The sequence below is a fragment of the Promicromonospora sp. NPDC060204 genome, from assembly GCF_042728455.1.
Classification (GTDB): domain Bacteria; phylum Actinomycetota; class Actinomycetes; order Actinomycetales; family Cellulomonadaceae; genus Promicromonospora.
Window position 1 is genome coordinate 1 of the sequence record NZ_JBHWZO010000140.1, and the last position, 16,530, is coordinate 16,530.

Here is a 16,530-nt window from a genome sequence, read left to right on the forward strand (position 1 = left end):
GTTCCAAGCCACAAATACCCAGCACTCAGCTTTTGTGGGTGGGTGGGTGGGGGCTCAGCAGCTCCGACCAGCGGTCCAGCACGGCGTCGACCGTCGCTGTCGCCGTCGGGGTGCGGGGCATGCGGGCGCGGACGGCGATGCCGTCGTCCGAGCGGGAGACCCAGACCTGGAGGTCGTCGGCGCGGGTGGCGGCCGACACGTGGTGGGCCCGCCGTCCGGCGGCCGCGGCGTGCCCCGGCAGGCGGCGGTAGTCCAGGTAGGAGACCTGGAAGATGTCCGTCCGCAGGAACCGCAGCGGCTGGGGCAGCGACGTCACCACCTGCTCCAGCGGCACGGCGGCCAGCTCGCGCGCGGCCCGCAGGGCCTTGCCGGTCGCGGCCAGCGCGGTGTCGGGCACGGCGGGCCGGACGGCGGCACCGCCGGGAACGGCCCAGGGCTGAACGCCCGCGGGAGCGCCCCCGACGCCGGAGTCGATCCGCAGCGGCACGGTGGTCGTGTGCCAGCCGACGGCGCCGCGGGCCGCCGCGTCGTCGCGGGTGTGCACCGGCAGCAGGGTCTCCAGGACGGCGGGGCCGCCCAGGTCCGCGACCGCTCGGGCCAGCGTGACCAGCACGGCCGCCGACGTCGACGCACCGGCCGCGCGGGCGCGCGCCGCGACGGCATCCGCGGTCGCGGCGTCGGCCAGCGGGCGCACGACGGTGCGCTGCGCCACCCGCTCGCCGTCGGGCACGCCGAGCGGCAGCGGGAACGTCGGCAGCGCCCAGCCGCGGTCCCGGAGGAAGCCGTGCCACGTCGCGAGGCGCGGGTCGTCGGCGCCGACGGGCGGCGGGCCGGTGACGTTGCCGGACGCCGGACCCGTTGGATCCGCCGAGACCGGGTCGGCGACGATCGCGGTCGCGGCGACGGCGGGCAGTCCCGCCGCTCGGCCCGGGCCGGCGGTCCGGCCGGTCCCGCCGGCGTGGGACCTGTCCCCCGTGCTCTCGGCGTACCGGGCGGCCAGCTCGTCGATCACGACGGTGGTGGACCACGCGTCGGTGTGCAGGTGGTCCATCCCGAGCACGATCGTCGACCGGTCCGGGCGGCTGATCGCGGCGGGCAGGAAGGCCGGGTAGCCGAACGGCGCACAGCGCCGGGTGAGCTCGGCGGTCAGGTGCTCGCGGGTCTCCGCGACCGTCCGCGTGTGCGGGCCGTCGTGCCGCCGCCAGACCAGGCCGTCCGGGTCGTGCCGCAGGAGGCCCACCTGCTCGGGCGCGGGACGGCGGACCGCCTCGACCCGCAGGCCCGGGTGGCCGGCCACGAGATCCCCGAAGGCGGCCTCCAGCGCCCCGGGATCGATCGGCCCGTCGACGTCGAACGCGGCGGTGATCCACACGCTCGGCTCGCCGGACCCGGCCCCGATGAGGTGGTTGCGCTGGTTGTAGGTGGGCGCCGCCGGGACCGGCCGGTGCCCGGAACCGGGCGTGACGTCCCAGGTGAGGACCCGGCCGGGCGCCGGCTCCCAGAGGTCAGCCGAGAGAACCCGCACCGGTCGCCTCCAGCCGCGCGTCCCGCACGTCGGCACCCGTGGCGACGCCGGTATCGGCGCTCTCGGCGGCGGACGTCGCGGCGGCCTCGGCGACGGCACCCGCGGCCGCCTCGGCGACCGCAGCCGCGAACGTCGCCGTCAGCTCCGCGAGGTAGCGGTCCACGGCGGCCTGCGCCGCGGGGGTGTCCGGCGTCTGCGTGACGACGTACAGCCGCTCGTGGTCGCGGTTGACCCACAGCGATGCGTTCGCGGTGCGGCCCTCGCCCGTGAAGTGGAGGCCGTTGTCGTAGGCGGGGCGCCCGACGCCGGGGAACCGCCGCAGGTCGAGGTAGCTGATGAGCTGCGGGCTGCCGAGGGAGGCGGGGTCGAGCACGCCGCCGGCCAGCATGACGCCGAGCGCGGCGTGCACCGGCACCTCCGCCACCTTCCGGGCCTGGCGGAACGCCGCGTCGGCGGCAGGCAGGACGGCGGCGAACGACGCCGGGCCGCCGCCGTCGGGCCCCGGGGCGCCGTCGGGCACCGGGGCTGCGTCGGACACAGGGAACGTGACCGGCGCGAAGTTGCACAGCCAGCCCTGCGTGGTCTCGAAGCCGGGGCCGCGCGTGCCGACCACGGTGACTCCGAACCAGTCGGCCGCGCCGGTCAGCCGGGCGTCCGTGAGCGCGATCCCGGCGAACACCGCGCCGGTGAACCGGGCGCCGTGCGCGGCGGCGAGCGCGTCGATGTGCGCGAGGCCGGCGGCGTCGAGCAGGGTCGCGGAGCGGATCTTGACGGGTGCGGTCTCGCCCGGCGGCAGGCCGAGGTCCAGCGCGAACTGCGGCAGGCGGCCGCCGTGCGCGGTCACGGTGTCGGACCAGGCGCGGATCTGGGGCGCGTCCGCCGGGGTCGCCGCGGCGAGCTCGTGCTCGGCCCGGGCGTGGTCCAGGAAGGACCCGGCGGTGGTCGGGGGTTCGGCGGGGGCGGGGTTCGGGCCGCCGTCCGGCCCGCCGTCGGCCGGCCCGCCGCCGTCCGCGCCCCCGCCGTCTGCAGCGGCCGCGAGCTCCCACCCGTACAGCTCCTCGATCTCGCTGAGCACCATGAGCTGCGACCCGCCGTCGGTGAACGCGTGGTCGCAGCCCCAGAACAGCCCGAACGCGTCGTCGGTCGCCACGGCGCCGAGCGCGAACGGGGCCCAGGAGTCGGGGCGGCACGCGGCGTCGAAGGTCGCGTTCAGGTGCCCGGTCACCCACTCGTCCCACCCGAGGCCGGGCACCGGCGAGAGGGCGGGCACGTCCACGGGCGCGAAGTCGACGGCGTCCGCGGGGACCAGGTGCCGCACCGCGGGACCGCCCTCGGCGCAGGCGTCGACGTCGAACCAGGTGCGCAGACCCTCGTGCCGCCGCACGAACCGGGTCAGGGCCCGGGCCAGGGCCGCGCCGTCGAACGGCCCGTCGAGGCGGGACGCGGTGCCGGTCCAGGCGCGGTGCCGACCGCCGGACGCCCGGCGCGCCGCGAAGGCGCGCAGGTGGTCGCCCTGGAGGAACGACGGGGGCCCAGGGTCCACGGGCGCCTGCCGGGCCGCGGCGAGCGCCGCCGCCGTGGGTCGCACGTGCACCACCTGCCCGGTGCGCGGGGACCAGGTGCCCAGGGCGCCGAGGATCATGCGACCGCCTCGCTCAGGCCGGCGGTGCCGAAGGCCCGGAAGCAGGCGCGGAGCTCCTCGATCAGGGCGTCCATGGCGGCGTGCGCCTCCGGGGCGTCGGGGTAGCGGGTGGAGACGTTGAGGCCGTCGTGGGTGCGCAGGAACCACAGGTAGAGCTCGTCGGTGCCGTACGCAGGGCTGCGCAGGGTGCGGGCGTCCCAGGCGCTCCAGCGCTCGGCCCCGGGCACGAACCGCGTGTCCACGTAGGAGACGGCGAGGTGCGGTCCGTCGGTGATGCCGCCCAGCTCGGCGATGCGCGCGAACGAGTACCGCACCAGGGGCTTGCCCGCCGCGACCGCGGCGTGCACGCGCTCGACGGCGGCGGTCAGCGCGGCGCCGTCGATCACCCGGCCCGCGCCGGCCCCACCCGCGCGGCCTGTACCCGCCCCACCGGCGTCGACCTCGCGCAGCACGGGGTCCACGCCGTCCAGGTCGAGATCGACGGGGCACAGGCCCACGTACCAGCCGACGGCGGCGGCGTGCTGCGGCGCGTACCGGGTGTGCATGGGCAGCACGAACCGGAGCCGGTCGATCCCGTGCACCCGGCGCGCGGCGTGCGCGAAGGTGGCCAGCACGCCGGACTGGGCGGACGCGCCGCGGGCCCGGCTGCGGGCGCTGAGGTCGTCGGTCTGGTCGGCGGTGGCGAGCCACGCGGACCGGGAGGCCTGCGGCCGGGCGGCCTCGGCGGCGTCGGCGGCCGGGTGCGTGACGCCCTCGGCGCCGTAGCGCGGGAACGTGGCGTCCGGCCCGAGGAAGTCGAGCCAGCGGTGCACGGGCTCGCCGTCGGCGGCGAGCGTCATCGCGAGCTTGCGGTCCTCGGCGGAGAAGTCCACGTGGGAGCCCACCTCCAGCGCGCGCAGCTCGGCGTCCGGCACGCCCCGGCGGGCGGCGTCGTACAGCGAGACGATCTCCTCGAACCACAGGAGCTGCGAGTAGGCGTCCATGACCGAGTGGTCGGCGCCGAACGCGAGCACGAAGCCGTCAGGGCCCGAACCGCCCACAGGCTGGTCCGGCACGACGCTGGCCAGGACGCAGTGCGGCCAGGCGGTCGGCGAGACGTCGGCGAGCAGGCTGGGCAGCAGGGCCGTGACCTGCGCGGCGGTCAGGTGGCCGACCACGAGGTCGCGGACGGCGACGGCCTCGGCCGGGGCCGTCACGCGCCGCCAGCCCGCGCCGGCGTCGCGGGTCACGGTGGTGCGCAGCACCTCGTGGCGGCTCAGCCAGGCGTGGATCGCGCGGCGCAGCGCCTCCGGCTCGTACGGCCCGGGGACCCGGAGCACCGAGCCGATCCAGGAGCCCGGCTCGGAGTCGCGCAGGTGCGCCTCGTGCCCCGGCGAGAGGTCGCGCGGGTCCTGCTGCCAGCGCCCGGCGTCGGCCCGCGGCGTCCAGGACGTCACGACCCCGGCGGGCAGGTCGTAGGCCGAAAGCTCGGTGTATTCCATGCGGTCGGGTCCCTCGATCGGTCTGTGGGCACGGCCAGCACGACGTCGGACGAGTTCCGCGGTCCCCTTGCGGCGACCTTTATACCGGATTCGCCGGGTGAAAGTTAGTCCCCCCGTAATGCCCGGTATGGTCGGTCTGCTGAAGCCCACGGTCCCCTCCGGGACCGCGAACCGACCGGAGAGACGAGCGTGACGGACCCGCCACCCGCACTGCGCCTGCAGTTCGCCGACGACATGTTCCTGCGCCGGCACGACGGCGGCGCGAGCCCCGCCGTGAACCAGGTGCTGTGGCGCCTCGACGGCCCCTTCGACGCCGATCGCCTGCGTGACCTGGCCGAACGACTCGCCGCCGGGTCCCTGCACCGGCGCGTGGTGCGCGCCCGCGTGCCCGGCGCGCGGCACCGCTGGGCGCCCGCGGGCACCCTGCCCGTGCTGGACCTGCAGACGGCGCCCGTGCCCGAGGGCGGCATCGGCGCCTGGGCGCAGGCCGAGGCCGACGTGCCGCTCGACCCCGCGAAGGGCCTCTCCTGGCGGATCTCCGCCGCGGACGTCGCGGGCCGCCCGGGCGCCGGCGGCGCCGGGACCGTCGCCGGGTCGGTCGTCTCGCTCACCTGCGCGCACGCCGTGGCCGACGGCGCCGCCCTGATCGACGCCGTGGTGCGCGCCGCGACGCACGCCGAGCCGATCGTCGTCCCGGCACCCGAGCGCGGCCGGCGCGCGCTGCTCGCGGACGCCGCCGACGCCGCGGCCCAGGCCGCCGCCGTCGCACGGTGGGCCAGGGACAAGGCCCGGGCGAAGGCGCAGGCCGCCGCGCAGGAGGCCGCCCCGCAGATCGAGGCCGCCGAGGCGCCGGGCACGCGGCACGAGCCCGTGCCGCCCCCGCCGGACGAGCCCGTGCCCGCCGGCTCCGCCGGGGTGCCGGTCGCGGCAGGCCCGGCCGCCGAGCCCGCCGACCACGCCGCCGACGCCGGCTGGCGCGTGCCCGTGCTGCACGTCGAGCTCCCCGCCGACCAGGTGACCCAGGCCGCCGCCGCGCACGGCGGCACGCCCAACACCTGGTTCGTCGCGTTCCTCGCCCGCCTGGTGCACGCCACCGGCCGGTTCCCGGGCGAGCCCGTGCCCGTGGCGCTGCCCGTCTCGACCCGCGGCGCCGACGACCCCCGGGCGAACTCGACCAAGATCGCCCGCGTCACCATCCCGGCCGACGTGCTGGCCCACCGCGACCTCGGCTGGGTCCGGGCGGCCGCCAAGGAGGCGTACACCGCCGTCGGGCAGGCGGAGCCCGGGGTGGCCCCGGTGCCGCTCGAGCTGGTGCAGATGCTGCCGGACACCCTCGTCGGCCGCCTGCCGCAGCCGCCGGTCGCGGCCGCGCTGGCGTCCAACCTGGGCCGCCCGCCCGAGGGCTACACGCAGGCGGCGGGCGGCCCGGTCCGCGCCGTCGCCACGCTGTCGCACTACCAGGGCGCGTCGGCCGCCGAGCTGCGCGCCGCCGGCGGCGGGCTGGTCGCGTTCTGCACCACGGCAGGCCGCACGACGACGCTCAGCGTCGCCGCCCTCGACCCCGACCGCGTGGCCGACGCCGACACCCTGCGCCGCCTGGTGCTGGCCGAGGCCGAGGCCTGGAAGCTGCCGGCGGCCCCGTGGTGAGTGGGCGGGGTTGGTGTGCCGGCTCAGGCTTGACGTCGTTGCGCGCCGGCGATGGCGTCCGCCGCCGCCGCGACCGCCTCGCCCGGGGGCACCAGCCGCGCCCCGAGCGCGGCGGCGTGGGCCGCGGTGGCGTCGTCGAGCACCTCGGCCAGCGCTCCGGCGAGCACGCCGGGCTGCGTCAGGGTGCTCGCGCGGCGGGCCACACCGACCCCCGCGCCGCGCAACAGGTCGCCCCACATCGGCTGGTCCGCGGAGTACCAGCCGACGACGGCGGGCAGGCCCGCGCGCAGCGCCGCCGCAGTCGTCCCGGCCCCGCCGTGGTGCACGGCCGCGCGGCAGCGGGGCAGCACCGCCGCGTGGTCGACGGCGCCGACGACGCGCACGCGCTTCCCGTCGGGCCCGGCAGCGCCGCCGGGAGCGCCGGGACCGGCAGCCCCCGAGAAGTCGTTCCAGCCCGCGCTGACCAGCGCCCGCACGCCGAGGTCGGCGCACGCGGCGTCGACGGCGGCGAGCAGCGCGGCGGGGTCCGCCACGGGCATGGAGCCGAAGCCCACGTAGACGGGCGGCTCGCCGTCGTCCAGCCAGGAGTCGAGCCCGGCGTCGAGGCTGCCGTCGAGGCCGAGTCCTCCGTCGAGCCCCGCGTCCGACCCGGCGCCGGCCTCCCCGAGGCGCGCCCGGGCGTCGTCGTCCAGGGCGAGGAAGCCCGTCAGCGGGCGGCACGGGCCCCACTCGTCGACCAGTCCCGGCGCGAGCGCCGGGTCGTAGGCCTGGATCTCCACGGCCCCGGCGTCGCGCAGGCGGGTGGGCAGGTGCACGCGCGTGGCGCCGAGCCCGAGTGCGGCGCGCTGGGCGTTCTCCGCCCGGCGGGTCAGGCCCCAGCGCACCCGCTCCCCCAGCGCCCAGACGGCGCGGGTCGCGCCCGGGCCGCGCACGCCGCTCACGGGCGACACCACGCCGTTGGCCCGCACCGGGCAGTAGTGCAGCGCCGCCATGGCCAGGCCGCGCCGCTCGGCGACCGCGGCGGCCACCTCCTGGCCCAGGAGGCCGGTCACCACGGTGTCCGCGCCGCCCACGTCGTCGAGCAGCGCCACCAGCCCGGTCCGGAGCTCGTCCCAGCCGGCCGACGCCACGGCGCGCAGCGCGCGCACCCGGCGCACCGGGTGCGCGGACCGCATGTCGCGCCGCACCAGGTCGGACCCCAGCAGCGCCGCCGAGTCGATGCCCAGCGGCACCGGGTCCAGGCCCAGCCGCGCGGCCAGCGGCACGAGGTTCGGCGCCACGCCGGTGACCACCTCGTGCCCGCGCCGGCGCAGCTCCAGGGCGACCGCGAGGGCCGGCTGGACATCTCCTCGACTGCCCACCAGGGCCATGACATGACGCACGCGCGCAACCTACACGCCCGCCGACCACCCGCCCGCCCGGCACCGGAGAACCAGTGACCAGCCCTGTGACCAGCCCACCCGCCATCCCGCCGAACCTCCCGCCGGCAGCCTCACCCGCCGCGAGCAACCGCCTGACCTACGACGACGACCTGTTCCTGCGCACGCGCCGGGTGCTCGGCGTGGCCGTGGTCAACCAGACCGTCTGGCGGCTGCCGGCACCGCTGGACGTCGACGCGCTACGCGCCCTGCACCGCGGCCTGGCCGAGGGCCCCCTGCAGCGCGTGGTGCGGCCCGGCCGCCTCCCGGGCGCCCGCGCCCGCTGGTCGGCGTCCACCAGGCTGCCGGACCTGCTCATCGGGTCCGCGCCGGTGCCCGAGGCCTACGTGCTCGCCTGGGCGGACGAGCAGGCCCAGGTGAGCCTGGACCCGGAGCGCGGTCCGACCTGGGCGCTGTCCGCCGCGCCGACGACGAGCGGCGGGAGCCTGCTCAGCCTCCTCACCTCGCACGTGGTGGCCGACGGCGGGATGCACGTGGGCGCCGTGGAGGCTGCGGTCGCCGCGGCCGCGGCCCGGGGCGCCTTCGCGGGCGGGTACGCCGAGGGCGCGCCGTCGTCCGAGAGCCGCCGCCTGCCCAAGGAGGGCGAGCGGATCCGCACGGGCCTCGTGGCCGACCTGCGCGACGCGACGGACCAGGCGCGCGCCGCCGTGGGCGGCCTGCGCCGGATGGCGCGGCAGGGACCGGTGCCGCCGCTGATGGCGCAGCAGTCCGCGGACCGGCCCCGGCCCGCCCCGCGGCCCGACGACGCCGAGCCCGCCCACCCGCCGATCGTCGTCGTGGACACGGACGCCTCCACCTGGCACCGCGCGGCGCACGCGGCGGGTGGCACGGCGAACAGCCTGCTCATCGCGGTGTGCACGGAGATCCTGCTCGCCGCGGGCGCCGCGCGGGCGGGCATGCCGGTGCGCGTGTCGCTGCCCGTGAGCCTGCGGCAGCCGGGCGACCTGCGGTCCAACGCGACGTCCGGGGTGTCCATCGCGGTGGACACCACCGTGACGCCCGCTCCCGAGCGGGCCGGCGTGGTGGCCGACATGGGGCAGATCCGGGCCCGGTCCAAGGCCGAGTTCGCGGCCCTGACGTCCGGCACGCGGGTGGACACCCTGGGCCCGCTCAAGCCGCTCATGCAGATGGTGCCCGACGCCGTCGCCAAGCGGGCGGCGCGCGACGGCACCGCGCCGCTGTGCCTGGCCTCGAACCTGGGCCGCCTGCCGACGGCGTTCGCCGCGCCGCTCGGCACGCCCGCCTCCAGCGTGCTGATGCGGGGCGTGACGCAGGGGCTGACCCGCGGCCGGCTGCGCCAGATGCGCGGCGGCCTGGACTCCTGGTGGTCCGAGCACAACGGCATCGCGACCCTGGCGGTGCTCGGGCTGGACGACGAGCGGCTGGGCACGCCCGCCCAGGTGCGCGCGGCGGTCGAGAGCGTGTACGCGCGGCACCGGCTGCCGGTCCGGTTCTGGTGACCCGACCCGACGGTCTGCTCCAGCGGGACCCGCGGCTGTTGTTGACCGGCCGCGGCCCGGCATCGTCGCCCGCCGCCGCGCGAAAGTGCGCTTCTACCCCGCCATTGCGCCCGAAAACTGGCTGATTCCGGGCCGAATGACGGGGTAGAAGCGCACTTCGCTCGCGGCGCGTGGGCGGGCGGGCCGGCCGACGCCCGCCTAGCGGCCGACCGACGCCGCCAGCTTGTCGACCGTCGCCGTGAGCACCGGCATCACGATGCCGTGCCGCGCACCCGCGCGCAGGATCGCGCCGCCGATCGGATCGAGCTCGCCCGGCCGCCCCGCCGACAGGTCGGCCTCCAGCGAGCCGACGGTCAGCGGCGGCATCCCGGCCAGCAACCCGCGCAGGTCCGCACCCGTGGTGGGCACGCCCTCGGCGGAGGCGACGGCGGCGATCTCGTCGAGGAGCCCGGCGGTGAGCGCCGGGTCGCGGTCCAGGGCGTCGGCGATCCCGGTCTTCCACGTGGAGGTCAGCAGCGACAGAGCGGCGAGGAACCGCAGCTTCTTCCAGAGCACCTCGGTCTCGGTGCCGCCGGTCTGCAGCAGGGCCCCGGTGCCCCGCAGGGCGGCGGTCAGGCCGAGGTCCGCGGCGGCGTCCGGCACCACGACGGTGAGCAGGTCGAAGGAGTGCGTGACGGTCGCCGGAGCTGGGCCTTCGGCGGGGGTGCGCCGCGTCTGGCCCGCGATGGTCGCGCCGAACACGGCCGCCCCGGGGGCCGCCGCGCGCAGCGGCACCATGTGCTCGACGCCGTTGAGCAGCGCGATCACCTCGACCGGGTCCGCGGCGCGCAGCAGGTCCGCCGCGGCGGCGACGCCGTCCGCCTTGACGGCGACCAGCACCTGGGCGCCGCGCGGCACCGTGGTGGACGCCGCCAGCGGCGCGTGCCACGACCCGAACATGTCGGAGACCACGTCGAGCCCGTGCTCGGCGATGTGCGCGGCGGTCCGCTCGCGCGCGACGACCGTGACGTCGTGCCCCGCGCGCTGCATGAGGGCGGCCATGAGACCGCCGATCGCGCCCGGGCCGACCACGGCGACCGGCGCGTCGCTCACGCGGCCATCCGCACCGGAGGGTGCCCCTTCGACCCGGGGATCGCGGTGGGGCGGGCCGCCTTGCGACGGCGGATCGTCACCAGCACGCCCGCGGACGCCGCCGCGAACGCCAGCACGCCGAAGCCGGTGGACCACGCGTCCAGGTCGACCGAGAGGGTGAAGGCGACGATCGCGCCGACCGGGGCCAACATCCCCACGAGCACCGAGATGCGGGCCAGCCGCAGGGCGCGGGCGATCCGGGCGACGGACCAGCCGACGACCGCCCAGGTGAGGACGGTGAGGGCGGTCCCGCCCACGGAGGCGAAGATCTCGCCGGCGTTGTGCGCGCCGGACGGCGGCCCGAACCAGAAGAGCTCGGTGGTCGCCACAAGCACCAGGAACCCCACGATCGCGGCCGTTCCGGTCACGAGAGAGCGTGTCAACACTCGGCCTCCGCACTGAGGGACTGCGCCGGACTTTCCTGGCGCGCCCCTTTATACCAACTCGTTACCGCGCGGTGTGAGCGCGTCACCCTCAATTCACCCACACATGACCACCAGAATGCAAAAGGCCCAGGCCAGGCCGGGCCGAACCAGGCGCCAGACGCCGTCAGAGGGCCTGGACGATCAGTTCCACCTGGTCCTTCGCGTCGCCGAACAGCATGGCGGTGTTCTCGCGGAAGAACAACGGGTTCTGCACGCCCGCGTACCCCGTGGCCATCGACCGCTTGAAGACCACCACCTCCCGAGCCTGCCACACCTCCAGCACCGGCATGCCCGCGATGGGCGAGCCCGGGTCGTCCTGGGCAGCCGGGTTCACCGTGTCGTTGGCGCCGATCACCAGCACGACGTCGGTCGCGGCGAAGTCGTCGTTGATCTCGTCCATGCCCAGCACCTGGTCGTAGGGCACCTTCGCCTCGGCGAGCAGCACGTTCATGTGGCCCGGCAGCCGGCCGGCCACGGGGTGGATGCCGAACCGCACCGTGGTGCCGCGCGCCGTCAGCCGGGCGACGAGGTCCGCGACCGGGTACTGGGCCTTCGCCACGGCCATGCCGTAGCCGGGCGCCACGATCACCGACCGGGCGGCGGTCAGGCGGTCGGCGACCTCCAGCGCCGTCGTCTCCCGGTAGGTGCCCTGCTCGGCCGGGGCACCCTGCGCGACGACGCCGGTCTCCGCGCCGAACCCGCCCAGGATCACGCTGACGAACGACCGGTTCATCGCCCGGCACATGAGGTAGCTGAGGATCGCACCCGAGGACCCGACCAGCGCGCCCGTGATGATGAGCAGGTCGTTGCCCAGCATGAAGCCCGCCGCGGCGGCCGCCCAGCCCGAGTAGGAGTTGAGCATCGAGACGACGACGGGCATGTCGCCGCCGCCGATCGCCGCGACCAGGTGCCAGCCGAGGGCCAGCGCGACCAGGGTCATGAGGAGCAGCGGCACCAGCCCGGACTCCTCCGCCGTCAGGAACCACCAGAGCAGGCCCGCGCAGGCCACGAGCGCGGCGAGGTTGAGCCAGTTGCGGCCCGGCAGCAGCAGGGGCGACGAGCGGAGCCGGGCCGACAGCTTGCCGAAGGCCACCACGGAACCCGTGAACGTCACGGCGCCGATCAGCACGCCCAGGAACACCTCGACCAGGTGCACGGTCGCGCCGGCCCCGCCCGTCCCGGGATCGGTCAGGTAGGACCCGAAGCCGACCAGCACCGCCGCCGCGCCCACGAACGAGTGCAGCAGCGCGATGAGCTCGGGCATCTGGGTCATCTCGACGGTCCGCGCCCGCCAGGTGCCGACCGCCGCGCCCACCAGGAGGACCAGCAGGATCAGCCCGGCCGTCACGCCGACGGGCCGCTCGGACCGGTCCAGGGCCAGCGCGACCGTCGCCACCAGCGCGAGCCCCATCCCGGTCATGCCGAGCAGCACGCCGCGCCGCGCCGTCTCCTGCTTGGAGAGGCCGGCCAGCGACAGCACGAACAGGACTGCCGCCACCAGGTACACCGCCTGCACCACCGACTCGACGCTCATCGGCCCTCCCCCTCGCCCGGGCTGTGGTGGAACATGCCGAGCATGCGGTGGGTCACCAGGAACCCGCCGAAGATGTTGATGCTCGCGACCGCCGAGGCCAGCACGGCCAACGTGGTCACCACCGGGTCCGCCGAGCCGATCTGGAGCATCCCGCCCACCAGGATGATCCCGGAGATCGCGTTGGTCTGGGACATCAGCGGGGTGTGCAGGGCGTGGCTGACGTGCGAGATCACGTAGAACCCGACCACCACGGCCAGCGCCAGCACGGTGAAGTGGGCCGCCTGGTCCGGCGGGGAGGCCGCCACGGCCAACGTCGCCAGCACGGCGCCGAGGGCGACCAGCACCCAGCGCGCGGACGACGGCGCGGGACGCGCCCCACCGGCGGCCCGGGTCCCGCCGGCCGCCCGGGCCGGGGTCCCGGCGGGCTCGCGCGACTCGCCCGGCTCCTCGCCCGACGGCGCGGGCGCGGCGGGCGCCGACACGGCTACCGGGGGCGGCGGCCACAGCACCTCGCCGCCGGCGGCCACGGTCATCCCGCGCACGACGACGTCGTCCGGGTCGAGCGCGAGGCGACCGTCCCGTTCCGGGGTGCCGAGCTGGACCAGGTTGGCGACGGCGGTGCCGAGCAGCTCCGAGGTGTGCCGCGGCATGCGGTCGGGCAGGTCCGTGTACCCAAGCACGACGACGCCGTTGTCGCTGACCACGCGCTCGCCCGGCACGGTCAGCTCGCAGTTGCCGCCGCCGGGCGCGGCGAGGTCGACGACCACGCTGCCGGGCCGCATGCGCGCGACCATCTCGGCCGTGATCGTGGTGGGGGCGGTCCCGCGCACGAGGGCCGTCGTGACGACGATGTCGGCCGCGGCCGTCTCGACGGCGTACGCGCGCAGCGCCGCCGCCTCCTGGCCGGCGGTCAGGGCCTGGGCGTACCCGTCGGCGCTGACCTGCTGCGCGGCGTCGTCGGCCCGGACCACCGTCGCGCCCATGGACTCGATCTGCTCCGCCACCTCGGGGCGCACGTCGAAGGCGCGCACCTGCGCGCCGAGGCTGCCCGCCGCGCCGATGGCCGCGAGCCCGGCCACGCCGGCGCCGATGACGAAGACGTTCGCGGGCGGGGTGGTGCCCGCCGCCGTGACCTGGCCGGAGAACATGCCGCCGAACTCGGCGGCGGCCTCGACCACGGCCCGGTACCCCGCGACGTTCGACAGCGCGCTGAGCACGTCGAGCGACTGCGCGCGGGAGATGCGCGGCACGGCGTCGAGGGCCAGGGCGGTGACGCCGCGGGCCGCGAGCGCCCGCACCAGGTCCGGCCGGGCGGCGGGCGCGACCTGGGCGATCAGCACCGCCCCGGGCCGCAGCGCCGCCGGGCCGGGCGCGCCGAGGTCGTCCGGCGCGCGCGTGACCGCCACGACGTCGGCGGCCCACGCCTCGCCGTCGGGCACGACGGCGGCTCCCGCGGCCGCGTAGGCGGCGTCGGGAAATCCCGCCCCCGCGCCCGCTCCCGCCGCCACGGCCACCTCGTAGCCGAGGCCGACCAGCCGGCCGGTGGTCGCGGGGGTGGCGGGCACGAGCGGCCCGCCGTCGTCCGGTATGCCGATGCGCATGTGACCCTCCTTGCTCACAGGCGCAACCTACCTCCGGGACCCCTCGCCCGGGCACTACCACCTGCAAAGGGGTCGCGTGCTATGCCTACCCGGCCGGGCCGGCCTGCTCGACGGGCGCTGCCGGGTCGGCGTGCACCGGGAAGGTGACCGGGATGCTCACCGGCTGGCGGATCCACAGCGACCGTTCCCACGCGACGTCGGCAGCGGGGATCCGCAGCACGACCTCCAGCCGGCGCAGCACCGTCTCGACGGCGATCTTCGCGATCACGCGCGCCGTGCGGGGCGCCGGGCAGGCGTGCGGGCCGGTGCCGAAGGAGACGTGGGCCCGGCTGCCGACGTGGTCCCACGGGTCGCCCGTGTCCATGCGCGGGTCCGTGTTCGCCGCGTGGATCGCCAGGACGAGCGGGTCGCCCGCCGCGACGAGCTTGTCGTCCAGCACCACGTCCTGCCGGGCGAACCGGGGCAGGCTGTGGATCGTCGGCGTGGAGCGCCACAGCACCTCGTCCATCGCGCTGTCCAGGTCGATGCGGCCGCCGTGCAGCCGCCCCGAGAACCGCGCGTCCGCGAGCGTCAGCAGCAGGGTCTGCGCCACCCAGGCGGTCAGCGTCAGGTTGCCCGAGTAGGCCACGGTGAGCAGGGTGTGGGTGACCTCGACGTCGTCCCGCATGTTCGGGTGGGCGGCCAGCGAGCTCGCCAGGTCGCGCCGCGGGTGCTCCCGGCGCACCGCCACGAGGTCGCCGAGCATCCGGTCCAGCTCGTGCACGGCGTCGGCGGCGTCGGTGCCGCCCGCGGCCATCCGGCGCGTCAGGTCGAACAGGCGCTGCCCGTCCTCCGGGTCGAAGCCGATCATGTCGGCGACCACGAGGAGCGGGATCACCGACGCGTACTCCAGCATCAGGTCGGCGCGTCCGCGATCTTCAAAACGGTCGATGAGCAGGTTGCAGAAGGACCGCACCTTCGCCGCCAAGAGTGGCTCGGAGAGCTGCTCGAACGCGTCGTCGAGGGGGACGCGCAGGCGCTGCCGCAGCGCGCCGTCGGCGTGGTTGGCGGAGAAGCGCTGGTGCGACGTGAGCACGGGGCGCAGGCCCGACGTGCGCGGCAGACCGCCGCGCGCGTGCCCGTTCCAGAGCTGCGGGTCGGTGGCGAACACGTGCTCGTTGCGCATGATGTCGTACACGAGCCGCTGCCCCATGACGAGCCACGCGGGCACCCCGGGCTCGAGCTCGACCGGGGCCACCTCGCCCCACTGCGCCCCGAGTTCGTCGTAGAGCTCGCGCGGGTCGGCCAGCCCCGACGCCTCGACCAGCGGCCGCAGGTGCGGGACGGCATCGAGCGGGAGCGGCCGCGTGCCCCGCCAGGGCCGGTCCTGGGTGGTGTCGCTCAGGTCGTCGAGCACGATCGCGGGCCTCTCGCGGGACGGCTCCGGCCCGCGCGGACGGTCCGGTGGCCTCGGGGGGACTTGTCGGATATCACCCAGTTCGTGTATTTTCATTGATTCACCGTATCTGTGCAGTCGTCCTCGATCGCCCAGGGTGAACCCACCCGTCTTGCTGTTTTGTACCGTGACCTCGGCCACACCCGTGGCTAACATGTCTGCGAGGGCAGACAAACTGTCGCACCCTCGCACCACCCTGTCGAGACCTGTCAGACCACGTTCACCCTCGACAACGCACTGTCGAAAAGGCACCGTCACACAGGTACCGTCGGCCCACTCCGGCGAGCAAGGGGGACACGTGACACTCAACTCCGAGCGGGAGCGCCCCGACGACCTTGTGCAGAGCGTCGCTCGCGCCTTCCGCGTTCTTGAGGTGGTCACCCGCTTTCCGGGCCTGCCCGTCAAGGCGATCGCCCGCCGCAGCGGCCTCAACCTCTCCACCACGTACCACCTCGTGCGCACGCTGGCCTACGAGGGCTACGTGACGCGGCTCAAGGACGGCACCTACGACGTCGGCGAGCAGGTGAGCCACCGGTTCTACGAGCAGCTCGGCTCGCTCGGCCGCGGCCCCGACACGCGCGAGGTACTGCGCCACCTCGCGCAGAGCAGCGGCTACAGCGCGTACCTGGGCCGCATCAGCGCGGGCCGGGTGGTCGTGGTCGACTACGCGGAGGCCCCCGGCTCCCCGTACATCGAGGACCTCGAGCGCGGGCTCGACGTCTCGGCGCACGCCACCGCGCTCGGCAAGGCGCTGCTGCTCGGCATGTCCCGCCGCGAGCGCCACGAGCTCGTGGTCGACGCCGGGATGCGCAAGTTCACGCCGCGGACCGCGGCCGACATGACGGCGCTCGACGCCCAGCTCGCCCGCCTGCGCCCCGACGCCGTCGTCGAGGAGCACGGGGAGTTCCGCAACGACATCGCCTGCGCTGCCTACCTCGTCCCCCGCCGCGTGGGGGACGACACGTCGTGGGCCGTCGGGCTGAGCATCCCGGGCGAGGTGGTGCCGCCGCACGCCCGCCGGGAGCTGAGCCTGGTCGCGGGAGACCTCGCGGGGGTCTGACCCGCGCGAGGCCCCGCCGTCCGACACCCTTCGCCGTCCGGGCGCGCTCGGCCGGGCACCCTCCGCCGTCCGACACCCTCCGCCGTCCGACACCCTCCGCCGTCCGGCATCCCCTTTGAGGCCCGGCTTTCTTCGCTTTGGGGCGGCTCA

Annotated in this window: 12 protein-coding genes; 3 read left to right on the forward strand and 9 right to left on the reverse strand. The window is 76.4% G+C overall.

Annotated features, from left to right (window positions below):
- Positions 1–25: 25 nt before the first annotated feature.
- From ACFWEJ_RS17640 to ACFWEJ_RS17650, 3 genes are read right to left on the reverse strand one after another with little or no spacing between them, the layout of a single operon-like run.
- Positions 26–1,525, reverse strand: coding sequence for a hypothetical protein (locus ACFWEJ_RS17640; protein ID WP_377230514.1), 1,500 nt, complete (start codon positions 1,523–1,525; stop codon positions 26–28).
- Positions 1,506–3,167, reverse strand: coding sequence for a hypothetical protein (locus tag ACFWEJ_RS17645; RefSeq protein ID WP_377230515.1), 1,662 nt, complete (start codon positions 3,165–3,167; stop codon positions 1,506–1,508). Before ACFWEJ_RS17645 ends, ACFWEJ_RS17640 begins: the two co-directional genes overlap by 20 nt.
- Complete coding sequence (locus ACFWEJ_RS17650; RefSeq protein ID WP_377230516.1) at positions 3,164–4,648, reverse strand: condensation domain-containing protein; 1,485 nt, start codon at positions 4,646–4,648, stop codon at positions 3,164–3,166. Before ACFWEJ_RS17650 ends, ACFWEJ_RS17645 begins: the two co-directional genes overlap by 4 nt.
- A 189-nt stretch (positions 4,649–4,837) precedes the next feature.
- On the opposite strand from ACFWEJ_RS17650, the gene ACFWEJ_RS17655 reads away from it, so the two are divergent.
- On the forward strand, positions 4,838–6,295 hold the full coding sequence (locus ACFWEJ_RS17655) for a hypothetical protein (RefSeq protein WP_377230517.1): 1,458 nt from the start codon (positions 4,838–4,840) through the stop codon (positions 6,293–6,295).
- A gap of 23 nt (positions 6,296–6,318) precedes the next feature.
- Here ACFWEJ_RS17655 and ACFWEJ_RS17660 read toward each other — a convergent pair whose 3' ends face one another.
- A complete protein-coding gene (locus ACFWEJ_RS17660) occupies positions 6,319–7,677 on the reverse strand; it encodes a glycosyltransferase (protein ID WP_377230518.1) in 1,359 nt (452 codons plus the stop codon).
- Between the two features lie 53 nt (positions 7,678–7,730).
- On the opposite strand from ACFWEJ_RS17660, the gene ACFWEJ_RS17665 reads away from it, so the two are divergent.
- Positions 7,731–9,194, forward strand: coding sequence for a hypothetical protein (locus tag ACFWEJ_RS17665; RefSeq protein ID WP_377230519.1), 1,464 nt, complete (start codon positions 7,731–7,733; stop codon positions 9,192–9,194).
- 198 nt (positions 9,195–9,392) lie between these two features.
- Here ACFWEJ_RS17665 and ACFWEJ_RS17670 read toward each other — a convergent pair whose 3' ends face one another.
- From ACFWEJ_RS17670 to ACFWEJ_RS17690, 5 genes are all read right to left on the reverse strand, one after another.
- On the reverse strand, positions 9,393–10,286 hold the full coding sequence (locus ACFWEJ_RS17670) for a ketopantoate reductase family protein (protein ID WP_377230520.1): 894 nt from the start codon (positions 10,284–10,286) through the stop codon (positions 9,393–9,395).
- A complete protein-coding gene (locus tag ACFWEJ_RS17675; RefSeq protein WP_377230521.1) occupies positions 10,283–10,693 on the reverse strand; it encodes a hypothetical protein in 411 nt (136 codons plus the stop codon). The genes ACFWEJ_RS17670 and ACFWEJ_RS17675 overlap by 4 nt, the downstream gene beginning before the upstream one ends.
- A 181-nt stretch (positions 10,694–10,874) precedes the next feature.
- Positions 10,875–12,284 carry a Re/Si-specific NAD(P)(+) transhydrogenase subunit beta gene (gene pntB / locus ACFWEJ_RS17680; protein WP_377230522.1) on the reverse strand — a complete coding sequence of 470 codons (1,410 nt, stop codon included), beginning with the start codon at positions 12,282–12,284 and terminating at the stop codon, positions 10,875–10,877.
- Positions 12,281–13,885 carry a Re/Si-specific NAD(P)(+) transhydrogenase subunit alpha gene (locus tag ACFWEJ_RS17685; protein WP_377230523.1) on the reverse strand — a complete coding sequence of 535 codons (1,605 nt, stop codon included), beginning with the start codon at positions 13,883–13,885 and terminating at the stop codon, positions 12,281–12,283. The genes pntB and ACFWEJ_RS17685 overlap by 4 nt, the downstream gene beginning before the upstream one ends.
- A gap of 85 nt (positions 13,886–13,970) precedes the next feature.
- Positions 13,971–15,281 (reverse strand): cytochrome P450, encoded by a 1,311-nt coding sequence (locus ACFWEJ_RS17690; RefSeq protein WP_377230524.1) that lies wholly within the window; start codon positions 15,279–15,281, stop codon positions 13,971–13,973.
- A gap of 337 nt (positions 15,282–15,618) precedes the next feature.
- Here ACFWEJ_RS17690 and ACFWEJ_RS17695 point away from each other — a divergent pair, with 337 nt between their 5' ends.
- Positions 15,619–16,380 (forward strand): IclR family transcriptional regulator, encoded by a 762-nt coding sequence (locus tag ACFWEJ_RS17695; RefSeq protein WP_377230525.1) that lies wholly within the window; start codon positions 15,619–15,621, stop codon positions 16,378–16,380.
- The last annotated feature ends 150 nt before the right edge of the window (positions 16,381–16,530 follow it).

Coding starts and splice junctions, on each gene's coding strand:
- ACFWEJ_RS17685 (WP_377230523.1), bottom strand. CDS start 13,885: ATGCGCATCGGCATACCGGACGACGGCGGGCCGCTCGTGCCCGCCACC.
- ACFWEJ_RS17650 (WP_377230516.1), bottom strand. CDS start 4,648: ATGGAATACACCGAGCTTTCGGCCTACGACCTGCCCGCCGGGGTCGTG.
- pntB (WP_377230522.1), bottom strand. CDS start 12,284: ATGAGCGTCGAGTCGGTGGTGCAGGCGGTGTACCTGGTGGCGGCAGTC.
- ACFWEJ_RS17645 (WP_377230515.1), bottom strand. CDS start 3,167: ATGATCCTCGGCGCCCTGGGCACCTGGTCCCCGCGCACCGGGCAGGTG.